Raw genomic sequence first — 16,332 nt, forward strand, 5'->3', positions numbered from 1 at the left:
CCCGGTGGGGAGGCTGCTGATCGTGGGGACCACAATTGACCGGGTGGATGACAAGAGCTTGACCGAGAACAGCGCAGCGGCCAACCGGACGAGCCTGTGGGGAGGGCGCTTCGCCGGCGGCCCCTCGGAGGCCCTGGCCCGCCTGTCGGTGAGCGTGCAGTTCGACTGGCGGCTGGCCCCGTACGACATCGCCGGTTCCCGGGCACACGCCCGGGTGCTGGCCGGTGCCGGCCTGCTCGACCCGGAGGAACTGGGCCGCATCCTCGCCGCCCTCGATGACCTGGAGGCCGCCTGCGCCTCGGGCACGTTCCGCCCCACCGTCGACGACGAGGACGTGCACACCGCCCTGGAGCGCGGGCTGCTGGAACGGCTCGGCAGTCTCGGCGGCAAGCTGCGCGCCGGCCGGTCCCGTAACGACCAGGTCGCCACGGACCTGCGGCTCTACCTGCGCGATCACGCCCGGGGCGTGGCCGCGCGACTGGTGGAGCTGGCCGAGGCCCTGGTCGAGCAGGCCGGGCGGCACGTGGACACGGCCGCACCCGGCATGACGCACCTGCAACACGCCCAGCCGGTCACCTTCGGCCACTGGCTGCTCGCCCACGTGCAGCCGCTGCTGCGGGACCTGGAACGGCTGCGCGACTGGGACCACCGGGCCGCGGTCAGCCCGCTCGGCGCGGGGGCGCTGGCCGGTTCCGGGCTGCCGCTGGACCCGGCGGCGGTCTCGAAGGAGCTGGGGTTCCGGACGTCCTTCGCCAACTCGATGGACGCGGTCGCCGACCGGGATTTCGTCGCCGAGTTCCTCTTCGTCACCGCGATGGTCGGGGTGCACCTGTCCCGGCTCGGTGAGGAGGTGGTGCTCTGGACGTCGCAGGAGTTCGGCTGGGTCGAGTTGGACGACGCCTTCGCCACCGGCTCGTCGATCATGCCGCAGAAGAAGAACGCGGACATCGCCGAGCTGGCCCGGGGCAAGTCCGGTCGGCTGGTCGGCGGACTCGTCGCGGTGCTGACCATGCTCAAGGGCCTGCCGATGACGTACGACCGGGACATGCAGGAGGACAAGGAGCCGGCCTTCGACGCGGTCGACACCCTGGAACTGCTGCTGCCCGCGCTCGCCGGGATGATCTCCACGATGACGGTACGCGTCGACCGCCTGGTCGCCGCCGCGCCGGTGGGCTTCTCCCTGGCCACCGAGGTGGCTGACTGGCTGGTCCGCAGGGGCGTGCCGTTCCGCGACGCGCACGAGATCACCGGCAGGCTGGTGGCGCTCTGCGCGGCCCGGGACTGCGCCCTCGACGAGGTCTCCGATGCCGACCTGGCCACCGTCAGCGAGCACCTCGACCCGAGCGTCCGCGACGTGCTGTCGGTCCGTTCCGCCCTCGCCGCCCGGATCACCAGCGGCTCGACGGGCCCCGGCCCGGTAGCCGACCAACTCGCCACCGCCGCCGACCACCTGACCACCTGGCGCGACTGGTCCGCCGAGCAGGTCGTCCCGCGCTGACGTCGCCCCGCCCGGCTCGTCTCGTGCAACTTCGGGGAAACTGCTGCCTCCAGGCTCGCTGAGGCGACACTTTCCCCGAAGTTGCTACTCGGATGGCCAGGGTTCAGGTGGCTACCGGCTTGGCTGTCTCGGTGGGTGGCCAGCCTCAGGAGCACGGCGAGTGCCCCCGTACGGGTCGGCGGCGTACGGGTTGGCGTGCCGTCGGTGCGTCCCAGGTGGCTTCGGTTCGGACCACCGGGTGCTGCTGGCTGACCTCCTAGCCGAGCGCGGTGTACTGCAATGGGACTCGAAACACGAACTCGATGCTCCGTACCTGCTCCTCCGGGCACACAGCTATCGGTTCAGGTCTGCCGGTCTGGTAGCCCTGCGCGAAGTCGACACCGCAGTTCCTCAGCAGTTCGATGGTCTCGTCGTCCTGCACATGTTCGGCGGCAACCTGAATCCCCAAGGCGTGTCCCAGATTGACCATGCCCGAGACGATGGCCTGGTTCGCCGGTGACCGACGAAGGTCCGCCACGAACATCCCGTCGATCTTGACGAGGTCGACGGGGAGGTACTTCAGATGGGAGAGGGTGGCGTACCCCGTGCCGAAATCGTCGAGGGCCAGGCCACAGCCGATCTCCCTGATTCCACTGGCGAAGTCCAGGGCTTCGTTGCGGTTCTCGATGAGTGCGGTTTCGGTGATCTCGAAGGTCAGGCACTCCGGCCTGACCTTGTGCCGGTGGATCGCCTCGGTCACGTAGCTGAGCAGGCCGGGGTCGGCCAGCGACTTGCCAGAGACGTTGACCTGGTAGTGGGAGGTCTGGCTGCCCCGACCGATCAGTTCCAGGGCGTGGTCGATGACCCACTTGTCGACCGCGAGGATCTCGCCCACCCGCTCGGCCATGTCGAGAAAGGGCCATGGAGCGACGAGTTCGCCGGTCTCGCTGGGCACCCGCAGCAGGATCTCGTGTCGGGTGACCTGGTTGAGGCGGAGGTCGACGATGGGCTGAGCGAAGAGGGCGAATCGGTTGGCGGCGACTGCGCGGCGAACCCGGGCACGGCATCGTTCGGTACGGTCCGGGTCCGGCACGGGCTGGTCGAGCACGGTGACCGGGGCGCCCTGGGCACGCGCGTCTTGGGCCGCGTGCTCGCCGTCGATGAGCAGCTCCGATCCACTGGCCTGGACGCCACCGTGGAAGTGCACCACGCCCGCCCAGGTGTTGAGGCGCGACGTGCGCTGCCGGATGCCGAACAGATGGCGTCGGAACTCCTCGACGATCCGGGTGGCCAAGGCTTCGGCGGCGTCGGAGTGCTCGTCGACCGGGCTCAGCAGGACGCCCCACCGGCCCGGACCTACCACTCCGCAGGTGACCTGGTCGCCCACGATCGTGCGAAGCAACTGAGCGACGGATGCGGTCAACTCGTCGCGGTCCTCGTCGCTGAGTGCATCAGGAATGCGGGTGGCGGGTTCGGTCGCCACGATGATGAGCGCGCCAGCGGTGGTGCGACGGGCGCGATCCACCTCGTCGGTCAGGTAGCCGCGGGTCGGCAGTCCGGTCAGGATGTCCTGCGCGGAGAGGTCGGCCGAGAGCATCTGGCTGCGGATGGTCCGCCGGCGTCGCTCCTGCCGGGCGACTTCGAGGGCGGTGACGTCCTCGCCGGTGGCGATCATGCCCGAGGGCTGGCCTGCGGTCTCGACTATCTCGACGTGGCAGTGCACGTGGCGGACGCTGCCGCCCGGCTGCATCACCCGGAAGGTGACCTCGTCGGGACGTTTCTGCCGCCATGCCGTCCGGACCAGTCGACGCACCCTGCGTAGGTCGTCGGGATGCAGGAGTTCGCCGAGCGTTTCGGGAGTGAGGCGCAGCGTGCCCGGCGCATGTCCAAAGATCATCGCCATCTCATCCGACCAGGTGAGACGCCCGACGCCTTCGGTCTTGTCGCCGGCCGTCCAGATGATGGTTCCCAGCTTGGCCAACTGGGCGGCGCGGGCGACCCGGGTCGCCTCGTCGACCTCCGTGGCCAGTGGGTCGACGAGATCGGTGTCGACGATGATCTCGTGCCCCTCGGCGCACGAGTGGTCGTACTGGCTCTGGACGGCTCGCGCGAAGCGGCGGGCGCGGGCGTGTTCCAGCGGACTGGTCCGGCGGGTTCGGGCCAGCGCCAGAATGTCATCGAGATCCACGGCTGCCTCCCTTACACCGGGAACCTTCCGAGTCCGTGTAGCCAGCCTCCTCGGCCAGTTCACGCAGCCGCTTCTTGGCGGCGGCCTTGTAACAACGGACGCTGCTCTCGGTCACCCCGAGGGTGCGGGCGATCTCCTGGATGGAGAAGCCGTCGTGGTCCAGCTGGAACACCTCGGCATGTCGAGGTGGCAGCTGACGCAACCAGGTTCGCAGTGTCTCCTGCGCTTCCCACGCATCGGCGATGTCCGGGTGCGGCGTCGACGGTGGCAACTCCTCCGGCGCGACTGCGGTCTCCCGCCGCTGGCGCTGCTCTGCCTTCATGATTCTGAACCGGGCGGTCTTGATCACCCAGGCGGCCGGTTTGACATGCTCACGGAGCATGGACCACTTGATCCGACCGACATGGTAGGCCTCGTTGAGCGCGTCCTCGACCAGTCCGCGGTCCCGGCACCTGGCGCCGAGGGCGCGCTCTGCCTGGTGGTACGAAGCCTCATAGAAGGCGGCGAATTGCTGATCATCCTCGGCCTTGCGGCGCGCGGCCTCCGCCTTGCGCGTCGCCTCCCGGTCCGCCGGCTCGGGGGTCAGGGCGGCGGTGCCCTCGACCCCGGTCACGCGGCTTCCCTGGCGTCGTGACCCGGCATCACGCGGCCGCCCAGTTTGACCTCGCGATGCCCGTCGCGATCGCGCTCCAAGATTCGGACGACCTCGCGTTCGGCCGCCAGCTCGACCAGCCCGGCCAGCCGGACTGCGGCGCGTGTCGATGTCTTGCGTTCCTGGTGCAGCCGGGTGCGGTGTGCCACGTAGGCATGTACCAGTCCGGCGGCCATGGCGGCGATTGTCAGCACCAGAGCCGTAGCTCCATAATCGGAGAGCGGCCCCGACAGCGTCTCGATCATCTTTCTCCCTGTCCCTCAGTCCCGTCAATCACTATCCGTGGTGATGGCCCTGATGTTTATGGCACAGCGTCCACAAAGTTCCCGAAGATCAATGATCACGACTTTCACCTGCTTGAACAGCGAAAAGTCACGAAGCTGGCACGCTGGGCTAGGAGGTCCGAAGGCGCGCCACGACAACCCTGATGACCCCCATTAGGTGACTCTGGGTATAGCCGTCGCTTCCGAGTGACCGCTGTGAGGTTCGGGAGCAGCGGTTGCCGGCCGGACCCGGGTCGGGTTACCTGGGGCGTGGACCATTCCTGGCTGAGCGCCCCGGCCGCCGACGTCGCCCAGACGGCGCGGAACCTGCTGGGCTGGGAGGTGTCGGCCAACGGGGTCCGGATCCGGCTCACCGAGGTCGAGGCGTACGCCGGTAACGGCGCGGATCCCGCCTCGCACGCCCATCGCGGTCCGACCCCCCCGGACGCGTACCGCTGGCACGTGCCACGACGCCGTACCTGACCGGTGCCGCGACGTGCGTCGGTCCAGCATGCCGGTCCAGCCGCCTGACCGACCAGCCGGTACGGACTGGGGACGGGGTGGCGTGACGGGGGACACTGGCGCGGGACGGGCTGGCGGAATAGTTGACTCGTCAAATATGTTGTCGCTGGCATCGGGCACCACCCGGTCGGACGACACAAGGGGAGCGGTCATGCAATTCGGAGTCTTCACCGTCGGCGACGTCACGGTCGACCCGACCAGCGGCCGGGAGCCCACCGAGGCCGAACGGATCAAGGCGATGGTGACCATCGCGCTGAAGGCCGAGGAGGTCGGCCTCGACGTCTTCGCCACCGGCGAGCACCACAACCCGCCGTTCGTGCCCTCGTCGCCCACCACCATGCTGGGTTGGATCGCCGCCCGCACCGAGCGGCTGTTGCTGTCCACCGCGACCACGCTGATCACCACCAATGACCCGGTGAAGATCGCCGAGGACTACGCGATGCTGCAACACCTCGCCGACGGCCGGGTCGACCTGATGATGGGGCGGGGCAACACCGGCCCGGTCTACCCCTGGTTCGGGCAGGACATCCGCAACGGCATCCCCCTCGCGATCGAGAACTACGACCTGCTGCGCCGGTTGTGGCGCGAGGACGTGGTCGACTGGAAGGGCAAGTTCCGTACCCCGTTGCAGTCGTTCACCTCGACGCCGCGCCCGCTCGACGGCGTGCCCCCGTTCGTGTGGCACGGTTCCATCCGCAGCCCGGAGATCGCCGAGCAGGCCGCCTACTACGGCGACGGCTTCTTCGCCAACCACATCTTCTGGCCCGCCGAGCACACCCGGCGGATGGTCGGCCTGTACCGGCAGCGCTTCGAACACTACGGTCACGGCTCCGCCGACCAGGCGATCGTGGGACTCGGCGGCCAGGTGTTCATGCGCCGCAACTCCCAGGACGCGGTGCGCGAGTTCCGCCCGTACTTCGACAACGCGCCGGTCTACGGCCACGGCCCCTCGCTTGAGGAGTTCACCGCCCAGACCCCGCTGACCGTGGGCAGCCCGCAGCAGGTCATCGACCGTACGCTCAGCTTCCGCGACTACGTGGGTGACTACCAGCGGCAGTTGTTCCTCATCGACCACGCCGGGCTGCCGTTGAAGACCGTCCTGGAGCAGCTCGATCTGCTCGGCGAGGAGGTCGTCCCGGTGCTGCGCAAGGAGTTCGAGTCGCTGCGGCCGGCGCACGTGCCGCTGGCACCGACCCACGCCTCGCTGCTGGCCGCCGCCGGAGGAGGCAGCGACAGCACCGTCCACGCCGTCGACGACGTCACCGGCCGGGCGCCGGAGGCCGCCCGATGACCCTGCGTACCCTCGCCGTGGTCTCGGCCGGTCTCAGCCAGCCCTCGTCGACCCGGCTGCTCGCCGACCAGCTCGCCGCAGCGACCCGCGGCGAGCTGGTCCGGCACGGGGAGCAGGTCGAGCTGCGCCCGGTCGAGCTGCGCGAACACGCCCACGACATCGTCAACCACCTGCTCACCGGCTTTCCGTCCGAGCAGCTGCGGCGGGTGCTGGACGAGGTCACCGGGGCGGACGGGCTGATCGCCGTCAGCCCGATCTTCAACGCTTCGTACAACGGGCTGTTCAAGTCCTTCTTCGACCTGGTAGATGCCGACGCGCTCGGTGGCCGTACGGTGCTGATCGGCGCAACCGGCGGCACCGCACGGCACTCCCTGGCGCTGGAGCACGCGCTCCGTCCGATGTTCACCTACCTGCGGGCGGTGGTGGCACCGACCGCGGTCTTCGCCGCGCCGGAGGACTGGTCCGGCGGCACCGTCGACGGAGCGTTGCGCGCCCGGATCGAGCGCGCCGGTCGGGAACTGGCCGAGCTGGTACGGCGCAGTGCACCGTCCAGCGGGCCCGCCGACCCGTTCGCCCTCACCACCAGCTTCGATCAGCTGCTTCACGGCCGCGACGGCTGACCGCGCCGCTGTGGGAACACCGCCGGTCGCCGGCCCGCCGCGCACGTTCCCGGACCCGGCACCCGGGCCGCCGTCATCGGCGGCCCGGCCGAGCGGTACTCACTGCTCCGGCTCGTGCGGGTGGGCGATGAGCACCGGGCAGCGGGCGTGGTGCACCAGCGTCTGGCTGACCGAGCCGAGCAGCAGCCCGGCGAAGCCACCCCGACCGCGCGAGCCGGCCACCACGAGCGCCGCATCACCGGTTGCCTCGATGAGCGCCAGGTCGGGGTTGGACGCGACGAGCACCCGTTCCTGGACGGTGAGCCCCGGGTGGCTGCCGCGCGCCGCCGCACCGGCGGTGGCGAGCAGAGCCGCCGCCTCCCCGTCGTCGTCGCCCTCGTCGACGACGTGCATCAGCACCAGCGTCCCGCCACGCCGGCCGGCCTCCTCGGCGCCGTGACCGACGGCGAGCTCGGCCGGCTCCGAACCGTCCACACCGACCAGCACCGGCCCCTCGGTGGGGATCGGACGGTCGGGCGGACGGATCACCAGCACCGGGCAGTGCCCGTGCGCGGCGACCTGGGTGCCGACCGAGCCGAGCAGCAGCCCGGCGAAGCCGCCCAGGCCCCGGCTGCCCACCACCACCAGCTCCGCCCGCCGGGACTCCTCGACCAGCGTCGCACCCGGCCCGCCGGCCACCTGACGCACGTCGACCGTCAGCCCCGGCCACCGGTCGACCAGTTCGGCGGCGGTCTGTTCGAGCATCTTGCGGCCGTCTTCCGACGCTGCCGGCACACCCACCTCGTACGGGTTGATCGGCACGCCGTAGCCGAGCGGGTGCAGGTAGCCGTGCACCAGGTGCAACGGGCGGGACCGCCACACCGCCGCCTGAGCCGCGTGTTCCGCGGCCACCAGGCTCGGCGGCGATCCGTCCACCCCCACCACGACAGGTCGGTTCATCGTCGCTCCACAGGTCGGTCAGGGTTCATTGTCGGCGCGTCCCCCCGCCGGAACGCGCCGACACACCACCGGTCAGGTCTCCTCGACCGTACGCAGCTTCCGGACGATCGCCAGCGGGCAGTGGGCGTGGTGCAGCACGGCGTGGCTGACCGAGCCGAGCAGCAGCCCGCCCAGCGCCCCGCGCCCCCGCGCCCCCACCACCACCAGTTGGGCGGTGCGGGACTCCTCCACCAGCGCCCGGCCCGGGGAACCGCGCACCAACCGCCGCCGCACCGGCACCTCCGGATAGCGCTCGGACCAGCCCGCCACCGCCTCGGCGAGGACCCGCTCCTCCTCGTCCCGGACGTCGTCGAGGCCGTAGACCAGCGGCAGGATGTCACCGGGACTGGCCGGGGCCGGATCGAGCCAGGTGTGCACCGCGACCAGTTCGGTGCCGCGCCACGCCGCCTCCTCGAAGGCGAACCGGACGGCCTCCCGGGACAGCTCCGAACCGTCGACGCCGACCAGCACCGGCCCGTCCGCCCGAGATTCGCCGCGAACCACCAGTACCGGGCCGTCCGCGTGAGCGCTGACCTGCACGGCCACCGAGCCGAGCAGCAGCCCGGCGAAGCCGCCCATCCCCCGGTTGCCGAGGACGACCAACGCCGCGTCCCGGGCCTCGGCGAGCAGGACGGTGCTCGCCGCTCCGTCGACCACCTCGCTGGTCACCGCCACCTCCGGGGCCGCCTTGCCGGCCTCGGCGACGGCGTCGGCAAGACACCTGTCGGCCTGGTTCCGCAGGCCGCCGTCGGCCGGCCCGCCCGGCGCGGGACCCAACGGCACCCCCATCAGCGGCCAGATGAACGCGTGCACGATGCGCAGCCGACGGTGCCGGTACGCCGCCTCCCGCGCGGCGGCACGCACCGCGTGCAGGCCGATCTCGGAACCGTCCACACCCACCACGACGGGGGCGCCGGTGCTGCTGACCATCACATGTCCTCCTCGACTCCGCTGTCAGCTTCTCACCTGACGGCGTCATGGTGGGCAGATCGACTCCCGACGTACTCCGGGATCGGCCGCGGCGCCGGAGCGGCGTCGGTGCTGCTGGTGAAGCCGGGCGGCACCGGCGCGTATGGTCGTTCGGTGACCGATGACCTGCGGCTGCGCCCGGTGCGCGAGGACGACCTGGTGGAGTTCTTCGTCCACCAGCTCGACCCGGAGGCCAGCCGGATGGCCGCCTTCGGCGCCGAGGATCCGACGGACCGGCGGGCGTTCGCCGCGCACTGGGTCCGCATCCTCACCGGCCCGGAGAACCTGGCCCGCGCGGTGACCATCGACGACACGGTGGTCGGTCACGTGCTGGCCTTCCCGGTCGACGGCGCGTTCGAGGTCAGCTACTGGATCGACCGGGCGCACTGGGGCCGCGGGTACGCCACCCGCGCCCTGGCCGCGCTGCTGCGGGAGGTCACCCGCCGGCCGCTGTTCGCGCGGACGGCCACCGACAACGTCGCGTCGCTGACGGTGCTGCGTCGCTGCGGCTTCGTGGTGCGCGGCACCGACCGGGCGTACGCCCCGGGCCGCGGCCACGAGATCGACGAGTACGTGCTGGAACTGCCGGCGTTACCGGGCGCCGATCCGGCGTGATCCGCCCCCTGACACCGGGGCTGACCAGGGCGGCGACTACCCTCGCGGGGTGAACTGGCTGGAACTGGTCGGCTGGGCCGGCTCCGCGCTGCTGATCTGGTCGCTGCTGCAGACGCGCATCCTTCGGCTGCGCGCCCTCAACCTGGTCGGCTGTGCCGTTCTGATCGGCTACAACGCCACGATCCGGGTCTGGCCCATGGTCGGTCTGAACGTGGTTCTGGCCGTGATCAACATTTGGTACCTGCGGCGGTTGCTCGGCACCCGACACGACGAGCAGACCTACCAGGTCGTCGAGGTGGGTGCCGACGACGCGTTCCTGGCCCACACGCTGCGGGTGCACGCCGCCGACATCGCCCGGTTCAACCCGGGTTTCCGCCCGGACCGGCTGGCTGGCCGTTCGGCCTTCCTCGTCGTACGCGCCGACGAGGTCGTCGGTGTGGTGCTGGTGCGCGACGTCGGCGACGGGGTGGCCCAGGTCGACCTGGACTACGTCACCCCGCCGTTTCGTGACTTCACCCCCGGCGAGTTCGTCTACCGGCGCAGCAGCCTGTTCACCGACCGCGGGTTCCGCCAGGTGCTGAGCCCACCGGGAATGGTCGCCCCGTACTACCACCGTCTCGGGTTCCGCCGCGCGGGGGAGTCGTACGTGCTGGATCTGCCGGCACCGGCGCTGCCACACGGCTGAACGATCGACGACGCCGACCGCCCTTGGCAGGGCTATGATTCACCGCCCGGGCGAGTGGGCATAGGCACCGCTACGCCGGCGGGGCCACCACCGGCGGCGCCACGGGGCGTGGTCCAGCGAGGGAGAACCGGGCGTGCAGAGCTACTGGAGCCAGCTGGCCCTGGTCGCAGTCCTGATCGTGGTGAACGCGATCTTCGCCGGCAGCGAGCTGGCGCTGGTGTCGCTGCGGGACAGCCAGCTCCAACGGCTGGAACGCACCGGGCGCACGGGCCGGGTACTGGCCCGGCTGGCCCGCGACCCCAACCGATTCCTGGCCACCATCCAGATCGGCATCACGCTGGCCGGGTTCCTCGCCTCGGCCGCCGCCGCGGTGTCGCTGGCCAAGCCGCTGGTTCCGCTGCTGGAGGGCGTCCTCGGCCGGGCCGCCGGCCCGTTGTCCGTGGTGCTGGTCACGTTGGTGTTGACCTTCGTCACCCTGGTCTTCGGCGAGCTGGCCCCGAAACGGATCGCCATGCAGGTCCCGGAGCGGTGGGCGCTGCTCGTCGCCCGCCCGCTCGACCTGCTCGCCGCCCTCACCCGGCCGGTCGTCTGGGTGCTCGGTGCCACCAGCGACCTGGTGGTACGGCTGTTCGGCCTGGATCCGAAGCCCGAGCGGGACGAGATCAGCCCGGACGAGCTGCGGGACATCGTGGCCGGTCACCACGGCTTCACCAAGGAGCAGCAGACCATCATCGCCGGTGCCGTGGAGATCGCCGAACGGCGGCTGCGGGCGGTGCTGGTGCCGAGGTTGCAGGTGTTCTGCCTGGACAGCGGCACCACGGCGGAGGCCGCTCGGCTGGTGCTGGCCGCCTCCGGGCACTCGCGCGCGCCGGTGGTCCGCCACGGCGGCCTGGACGATTCGGTGGGCGTCATCCACCTGCGGGACCTGGTCGGCGTCGGTGACGACCAGCCGGTCGACGAGTACGCTCGCCCGCCGCTGCTGCTGCCGGACTCGGTGCTGGTGGTCGACGCGTTGCGCCGGTTCAAGGCCGAACGCCAGCACATGGCCCTGGTCGTCGACGAACGCGGTGCCGTCGAGGGCATCGTCACCCTGGAGGACATCCTCGAGGAGGTCGTCGGGGAGATCTACGACGAGACCGACCGGGACGTCGGCGCGGTACGCACCGACGACGACGGGGCACTGCTGCTGCCGGGCACGTTTCCCGTGCACGATCTGTCCGACATCGGTGTGGAACTGCCCGGGCGTCCGGACGGCGCCTACACCACCGTGGCCGGGCTGCTTCTGGCCGGTCTCGGCCGGATCCCCCGCGCCGGGGAGCATCTCACCGTCGACGCCTGGCGGCTGGAGGTGACGCTCGCCGACGACCGGGCGGTCTCCGGTGTCCGGCTGCGCCGGGCGACAGCGTCATCCAAGGACCCGGACGCCCCCGGGACAGCGACGCCCGAGGCTTCCGGCGCGGCCGAGGCGGCTGCACCTGACGTCCCCGACGCGCCCGAGGCGCAGCCGGACGGGACGTCGGGCACACCGACCGACGGCTCTTCGGTTCTGGACGGCACCCGGCGCTGAGCGCGCGGGTGCGCCGGATCGCCCGCGACGGCCGTCGTTCGCGCTGCGAGTCAGCTGCCGGCGGCCCGGCCTGGACCGCGCGGGCCGGGCAGTGGCGGATCCAACCGCACCCGATCCATCGGCACCTGCCGGGTGCTCCGACCGAGCAGCCGGGCCAGCGCCCGGATCGCCCAGGGGCCCGAGGGATGCCGCTGCGGGCCGATCAGCCGCCCACTCAACCGGCCGTACCAGTGCCGGGTGACGACCAGGTCGGTCAACCGCAGCGGGCCGTCAGCGGGGCCGCGCAGCACGAGGTCCACCACCCGGCCCAGCCGGCGGCCCTGAAGGTCGTACGCGGTCCGACCCAACAGCTCACCCGCTCGCACGGTGCGCTCCCGGTATCCGATCGATCACGTGCCGGCGCAACCACTCCTCCACCGGCGAGGTGGGCAACTCGTCGGCCCGTACCCGCAGCCACACCGCACTGTCGACCCGTTCGACAAGCGCGTACGGGATGCGCAGTGGCGCCATCGGCCGGTCCGTGACGAACCGCTCGGCGGTCAGCACCAGCATCCGGCCCAGTCGGCCGCCGACCCGCTGCCCGAGCGCGCCCGGCCCGCTGAGCAACGACCGCAGGTACGGCACCCCGTCCCCGTCCAGCGCGAACTCCACGTCGTCGACCTTGCCGATGAGCCTCCCGTCGCGATCGACCAGTTGCCGGTCGAGCAGCTCCTGGCTGATCTGGATCCTCACTGGCCCATCCCCGTACCGATCGCCAGCGGTACGGCGACGATCGAGGCGGCGAGGATGACCAGCAGCAGCACCGCACCCAGCAGGTTGAGTGCCCGGCCGTTGACCCGGTCGCCCAGGTAGGTGCGGTCGTTGGCGACCACCAGGATCGGCAGGTAGATCAGCGGCAACGCCACCGCGCTGATGATCAGCATGTATTCGGTGAGCGACACCGGGTCGACCGTGGTGAGCAGCAGGAGCACCCCGAGCAGCACACTGACCAGCAGCACCGTGTGGAAGCGGGCCGCCTCGCGCGGGCTCACCCGCTTGCCCCACTGCCAGCCGAAGTACTGCGCGGCGGCGTACGCGGCGGACAGGCCGGTCTCCAACGCGGCGCCGAAGGTGACCGCGAAGAACGCCAGTGCCACCACCGCCAGCCCGGCCGCGCCGAAGGCCAGCACCACCGGATGCGCGACCTGGTCGAGGCTGTCCACCGACAGGCCGGCGGGGCGTAGCGCCACCGCCGCCGTCGCGATCAGCGACAGGGCGAGGAAGCCGCCGACCGGAAAGCCGACCAGCACGCTGAAGCGGGCATCGGCCAGGTCGTCCGCACTCCACCGTTCCTCGACCCCGCCGGAGGAGAAGAAGAAGACCTCGTACGGGCTGACCGTCGAGGCGAACAGCGCCACCGCGACGAACCAGTACGCCCCCCACCCCTGACCGGAGTCGTCGGGCGCCACGGCGCTGCGACCTAGCGCCGCCCAGTCGGTCGGCAGCCAGAACAGGGCGACGGCGAAGACCACCAACGCGAGCCCGGCCAGCCCGAAGACCCGTTCCATCACCGGGAACCGCATCCGCCACAGCACCAGCCAGACCGCGATCCCGGCGACCGGCACCCAGAGCAGGTACGGCACGCCGGTGGCCAGCCGCAACGCCAGCGCCACCCCGCCCAACTCGGCGGCCAGGGTGATCACCGTGACCAGGTACGACGCCACCAGGTTGAGCAGCGCCATCCGCGCGCCGAGCCGCTCCCGGACCAGGTCGAACACCGCGCGACCGGTCACCGCCGCGATCCGTCCGGCCATTTCCGCGTACGCGCAGATGGCGACGACCCCGAGCAGCAGCACCCAGGCGTGTGCCATGCCGAAGCGGGCACCGGCCTGGCCGGCGGCGACCAGGTCACCGATGTCGACGAAGCCGCCGACCGCGGACAGGATGCCGAGCGTGGCGGCGAGGAGCTTCCTCACGTCGGCGATGCGGGCTCGGTCATCGACGCGACGATAACGCCACCAAAGCCGCCATCTACCCGAAACCGCCCTCAGTGCTGCTCAGGCACGGTGGCGACGCTGAGCGGCGGTCGGGCCGCGCGCGGTTTCCTGTCGACGGCGCGCTACCCGCTCAGCCGGCCGCCGTCGTCAGTCGCGGCTTTCGTCAGTCCGCGGCCGGGTAGAGGTTCTGGAGGCGGACCTGGCCACGGGCGACCAGCCGCCCGTCCGTGTCCGTGATCTCCACCTGCCACAGCTGCTGGCTCCGCCCCCGGTGCACCGGGGTGCCGACCGCGACCAACTCACCCTCGGCCACGGCCCGCAGGAAATCGGTCTGGTTGGACACCCCGACCACCCGCCCGCGCTCACCCAGCCAGAAGCCGGCACCCAGGCTCGCCGCCGTCTCCACCACCGAGCAGTGGACCCCGCCGTGCAGGATGCCGTACGGCTGGTGCAGCTCGGGACGGACTCGCCAGCGGATCGTGACCCGGTCCCCGCTTATCTCGTCCAACTCCAGCCCGAGCAGGGCGAAGAAGCCACCCGACATCGTCGACGCGTCCACGGTCACCTCCACGATCTTGGAATCGCCAGCCTAGTGCCGGCGCCTATCGCCGGAACCCGGTAGGGCCGGACCGGGCTGATGGGGGACAATCGGTGACCGTGACCGACAGCACCCTCTCGCCGCCCCGGCGGGACTCCCTGACCGATGACCTGCGCTGGCGGGGTCTGCTCCAGGACTCCACCGACCCGGACGAACTGCGCGCGCTGCTCGACGGATCGGGATCCGCCTTCTACGTGGGCTTCGACCCGACCGCACCGAGCCTGCACGTCGGCCACCTGATGCAGGTCACCACCGCCCGTCGCCTCCAACTCGCCGGGCACCGGCCACTGCTGCTGGTCGGGGGTGCCACCGGGCAGATCGGTGATCCGAAGGAGAGCGCGGAACGGACCCTCAACCCGCCGGAGGTCGTGGCGACCTGGGTGCAGCGGATCCGTGACCAGCTCGCGCCCTTCGTGTCGTACACCGGAGACCATGCCGCCCGCCTGGTCAACAACCTGGACTGGACCGGCGAGATGTCGGTGGTGGAGTTCCTGCGCGACGTGGGCAAGCACTTCCCGGTGAACCGGATGCTGGCCCGTGAGGTGGTCCGGGCCCGGCTGGAGAGCGGGATCAGCTTCACCGAGTTCAGCTACCAACTGCTACAGGCCAACGACTTCTTCGAGCTGCACCGGCGGCACGGCTGCCAGCTTCAGTTCGGTGGCTCGGATCAGTGGGGCAACATCACCGCCGGTGTCGACTACGTGCGCCGACGCGGGCTCGGGCCGGTCCAGGCGTTCACCACTCCGCTGGTGACCAAGTCGGACGGCTCGAAGTTCGGCAAGACCGAGGGCGGTGCGATCTGGCTCGATCCCGAGATGACCAGCCCGTACGCCTTCTACCAGTTCTGGATCAACGTCGACGACCGGGACGTGGGCCGTTACCTGCGCTACTTCAGCTTCCGCAGCCGCGAGGAGTTGGAGAAGCTGGAGAAGGAGACGGCAGAGCGGCCGGCGTCCCGGGCCGCTCAGCGCGCCCTCGCCGAGGAACTGACCACCCTGGTCCATGGCGAGCGGGAGATGGCTCAGGTGGTCGCCGCCAGTCAGGCCCTGTTCGGCCGGGGATCGTTGGACGACCTGTCCGCGGTGACGCTGCGCGCCGCGCTCACCGAGGCCGGGCTGGTACGCCTCGACGAACTTCCGGAGGTGGCCGCCCTGTTCAAGGAGTCCGGCCTGGTACCCAGCATGAAGGAGGCCCGGCGGGTGATCGCCGAGGGGGGCGCCTACGTGAACAACGTCCGCGTCGTCGAAGCGGACGCCGTGGTCTCGCCGGCGGATCTGCTGCACGGCAGGTACCTCGTGTTGCGTCGGGGGAAGCGGTCCTTCGCCGGGGTGGAGGTCGGCTCCTGACCACCGACCGACAGGTGTGACGTGGGACGCGCCCGGTGGATTTGACGATCGATCCGCCGGACGCGTAACTTTCTCTCTGCCAGCGCGGAACGGACGAAACAGGGTGAAAGCCCGAGGCCGGAGCGCAGGTAGACCTTCGGACCGGGCACCAGACGCCACGTGGTCCGAACCGGGCGGTGCCGCAGATTCGTCGGGAGGCGGATTTGGCCGGGCGAAACCGACCGGGTATGGTTGACGACCGGTAGGGCCCCAGGCGCGCTCGCGGGAGACCGCAGCGGCTGGCCTGCCGAAACCACGAACGGGACGGCGAAAGCTGGTTCGATCGTGGTGCCCGGAGAAATGGGTAGAAGTGTGACGAAGCGGTGTAAGCCGGTTTGACACGACCGAAACCACCGGGTAACGTAGTAAAAGTGCCCGCTGCGGTTGTGGTGGGTGTGGTGCCCCGGATGGTGGCCCCTGGTGGGGGTTGTTTGATGGTGTGTGGTTGTTCTTTGAGAACTCAACAGGGTGTTTGATAAGCCAGTGCCAAGTTTTGCTCATGGCCTTTGTGGTTGTGGGTTTTGGCAGCATTTTTTGTTGTCGGGA

General features: G+C 70.7%; 16 protein-coding genes and 1 pseudogene. 8 read left to right on the top strand and 9 right to left on the bottom strand.

Features of this window, described 5'->3' with window-relative positions; translation table 11 throughout:
• Positions 1–34: 34 nt before the first annotated feature.
• Positions 35–1,498, top strand: a complete 1,464-nt coding sequence (gene argH / locus AC2CHE_RS14670; protein ID WP_484505463.1) for an argininosuccinate lyase — start codon at positions 35–37, stop codon at positions 1,496–1,498.
• Positions 1,499–1,754: 256 nt separating this feature from the next.
• Here the strand turns inward: argH and AC2CHE_RS14675 are convergent, their stop codons facing one another.
• The 3 genes from AC2CHE_RS14675 to AC2CHE_RS14685 are packed head-to-tail and all read right to left on the bottom strand — an operon-like array spanning position 1,755 to position 4,562.
• Positions 1,755–3,665, bottom strand: coding sequence for an EAL domain-containing protein (locus AC2CHE_RS14675; protein ID WP_484505448.1), 1,911 nt, complete (start codon positions 3,663–3,665; stop codon positions 1,755–1,757).
• Complete coding sequence (locus AC2CHE_RS14680; protein ID WP_484505449.1) at positions 3,652–4,278, bottom strand: RNA polymerase sigma factor; 627 nt, start codon at positions 4,276–4,278, stop codon at positions 3,652–3,654. Before AC2CHE_RS14680 ends, AC2CHE_RS14675 begins: the two co-directional genes overlap by 14 nt.
• Entirely contained in the window at positions 4,275–4,562 is a 288-nt protein-coding gene (locus tag AC2CHE_RS14685) for a hypothetical protein (RefSeq protein WP_484505450.1), read from the bottom strand. Before AC2CHE_RS14685 ends, AC2CHE_RS14680 begins: the two co-directional genes overlap by 4 nt.
• 288 nt (positions 4,563–4,850) lie before the next feature.
• Here AC2CHE_RS14685 and AC2CHE_RS14690 point away from each other — a divergent pair.
• From AC2CHE_RS14690 to AC2CHE_RS14700, 3 genes and pseudogenes are all read left to right on the top strand, one after another.
• Positions 4,851–5,030: pseudogene (locus tag AC2CHE_RS14690) on the top strand (DNA-3-methyladenine glycosylase); the annotation flags it as partial.
• Positions 5,031–5,253: 223 nt separating this feature from the next.
• A complete protein-coding gene (locus AC2CHE_RS14695; protein ID WP_484505451.1) occupies positions 5,254–6,393 on the top strand; it encodes an LLM class flavin-dependent oxidoreductase in 1,140 nt (379 codons plus the stop codon).
• Positions 6,390–7,013, top strand: a complete 624-nt coding sequence (locus tag AC2CHE_RS14700) for an FMN reductase (RefSeq protein ID WP_484505452.1) — start codon at positions 6,390–6,392, stop codon at positions 7,011–7,013. The genes AC2CHE_RS14695 and AC2CHE_RS14700 overlap by 4 nt, the downstream gene beginning before the upstream one ends.
• Before the next feature lie 99 nt (positions 7,014–7,112).
• On the opposite strand, the gene AC2CHE_RS14705 is transcribed toward AC2CHE_RS14700, so the two are convergent.
• Together AC2CHE_RS14705 and AC2CHE_RS14710 are read right to left on the bottom strand one after the other, a co-directional pair.
• The gene (locus tag AC2CHE_RS14705) at positions 7,113–7,952 is read right to left on the bottom strand and encodes a universal stress protein (RefSeq protein WP_484505453.1); all 840 of its coding nucleotides are present in this window, start codon (positions 7,950–7,952) and stop codon (positions 7,113–7,115) included.
• Between the two features lie 72 nt (positions 7,953–8,024).
• A complete protein-coding gene (locus AC2CHE_RS14710; RefSeq protein WP_484505454.1) occupies positions 8,025–8,921 on the bottom strand; it encodes a universal stress protein in 897 nt (298 codons plus the stop codon).
• Positions 8,922–9,074: 153 nt separating this feature from the next.
• Here AC2CHE_RS14710 and AC2CHE_RS14715 point away from each other — a divergent pair, with 153 nt between their 5' ends.
• The 3 genes from AC2CHE_RS14715 to AC2CHE_RS14725 all read left to right on the top strand — a co-directional run bounded on the left by AC2CHE_RS14715 (position 9,075) and on the right by AC2CHE_RS14725 (position 11,827).
• A complete protein-coding gene (locus AC2CHE_RS14715) occupies positions 9,075–9,575 on the top strand; it encodes a GNAT family N-acetyltransferase (protein ID WP_484505455.1) in 501 nt (166 codons plus the stop codon).
• 49 nt (positions 9,576–9,624) lie between these two features.
• The gene (locus AC2CHE_RS14720) at positions 9,625–10,260 is read left to right on the top strand and encodes a hypothetical protein (RefSeq protein WP_484505456.1); all 636 of its coding nucleotides are present in this window, start codon (positions 9,625–9,627) and stop codon (positions 10,258–10,260) included.
• Positions 10,261–10,393: 133 nt separating this feature from the next.
• Complete coding sequence (locus AC2CHE_RS14725) at positions 10,394–11,827, top strand: hemolysin family protein (protein WP_484505457.1); 1,434 nt, start codon at positions 10,394–10,396, stop codon at positions 11,825–11,827.
• Positions 11,828–11,877: 50 nt separating this feature from the next.
• On the opposite strand, the gene AC2CHE_RS14730 is transcribed toward AC2CHE_RS14725, so the two are convergent.
• The 4 genes from AC2CHE_RS14730 to AC2CHE_RS14745 all read right to left on the bottom strand — a co-directional run bounded on the left by AC2CHE_RS14730 (position 11,878) and on the right by AC2CHE_RS14745 (position 14,347).
• Positions 11,878–12,192 carry a PRC-barrel domain-containing protein gene (locus AC2CHE_RS14730; RefSeq protein WP_281562130.1) on the bottom strand — a complete coding sequence of 105 codons (315 nt, stop codon included), beginning with the start codon at positions 12,190–12,192 and terminating at the stop codon, positions 11,878–11,880.
• Entirely contained in the window at positions 12,179–12,559 is a 381-nt protein-coding gene (locus tag AC2CHE_RS14735; RefSeq protein ID WP_281562131.1) for a hypothetical protein, read from the bottom strand. Before AC2CHE_RS14735 ends, AC2CHE_RS14730 begins: the two co-directional genes overlap by 14 nt.
• A complete protein-coding gene (locus AC2CHE_RS14740) occupies positions 12,556–13,782 on the bottom strand; it encodes an NRAMP family divalent metal transporter (protein ID WP_484505458.1) in 1,227 nt (408 codons plus the stop codon). The genes AC2CHE_RS14735 and AC2CHE_RS14740 overlap by 4 nt, the downstream gene beginning before the upstream one ends.
• A 184-nt stretch (positions 13,783–13,966) precedes the next feature.
• On the bottom strand, positions 13,967–14,347 hold the full coding sequence (locus AC2CHE_RS14745) for a PaaI family thioesterase (RefSeq protein ID WP_484505464.1): 381 nt from the start codon (positions 14,345–14,347) through the stop codon (positions 13,967–13,969).
• Between the two features lie 107 nt (positions 14,348–14,454).
• On the opposite strand from AC2CHE_RS14745, the gene tyrS reads away from it, so the two are divergent.
• Positions 14,455–15,747, top strand: a complete 1,293-nt coding sequence (tyrS, locus tag AC2CHE_RS14750; RefSeq protein WP_484505459.1) for a tyrosine--tRNA ligase — start codon at positions 14,455–14,457, stop codon at positions 15,745–15,747.
• Positions 15,748–16,332: the final 585 nt, after the last annotated feature.

This window comes from Micromonospora sp. ATLC16 (genome assembly GCF_057196645.1).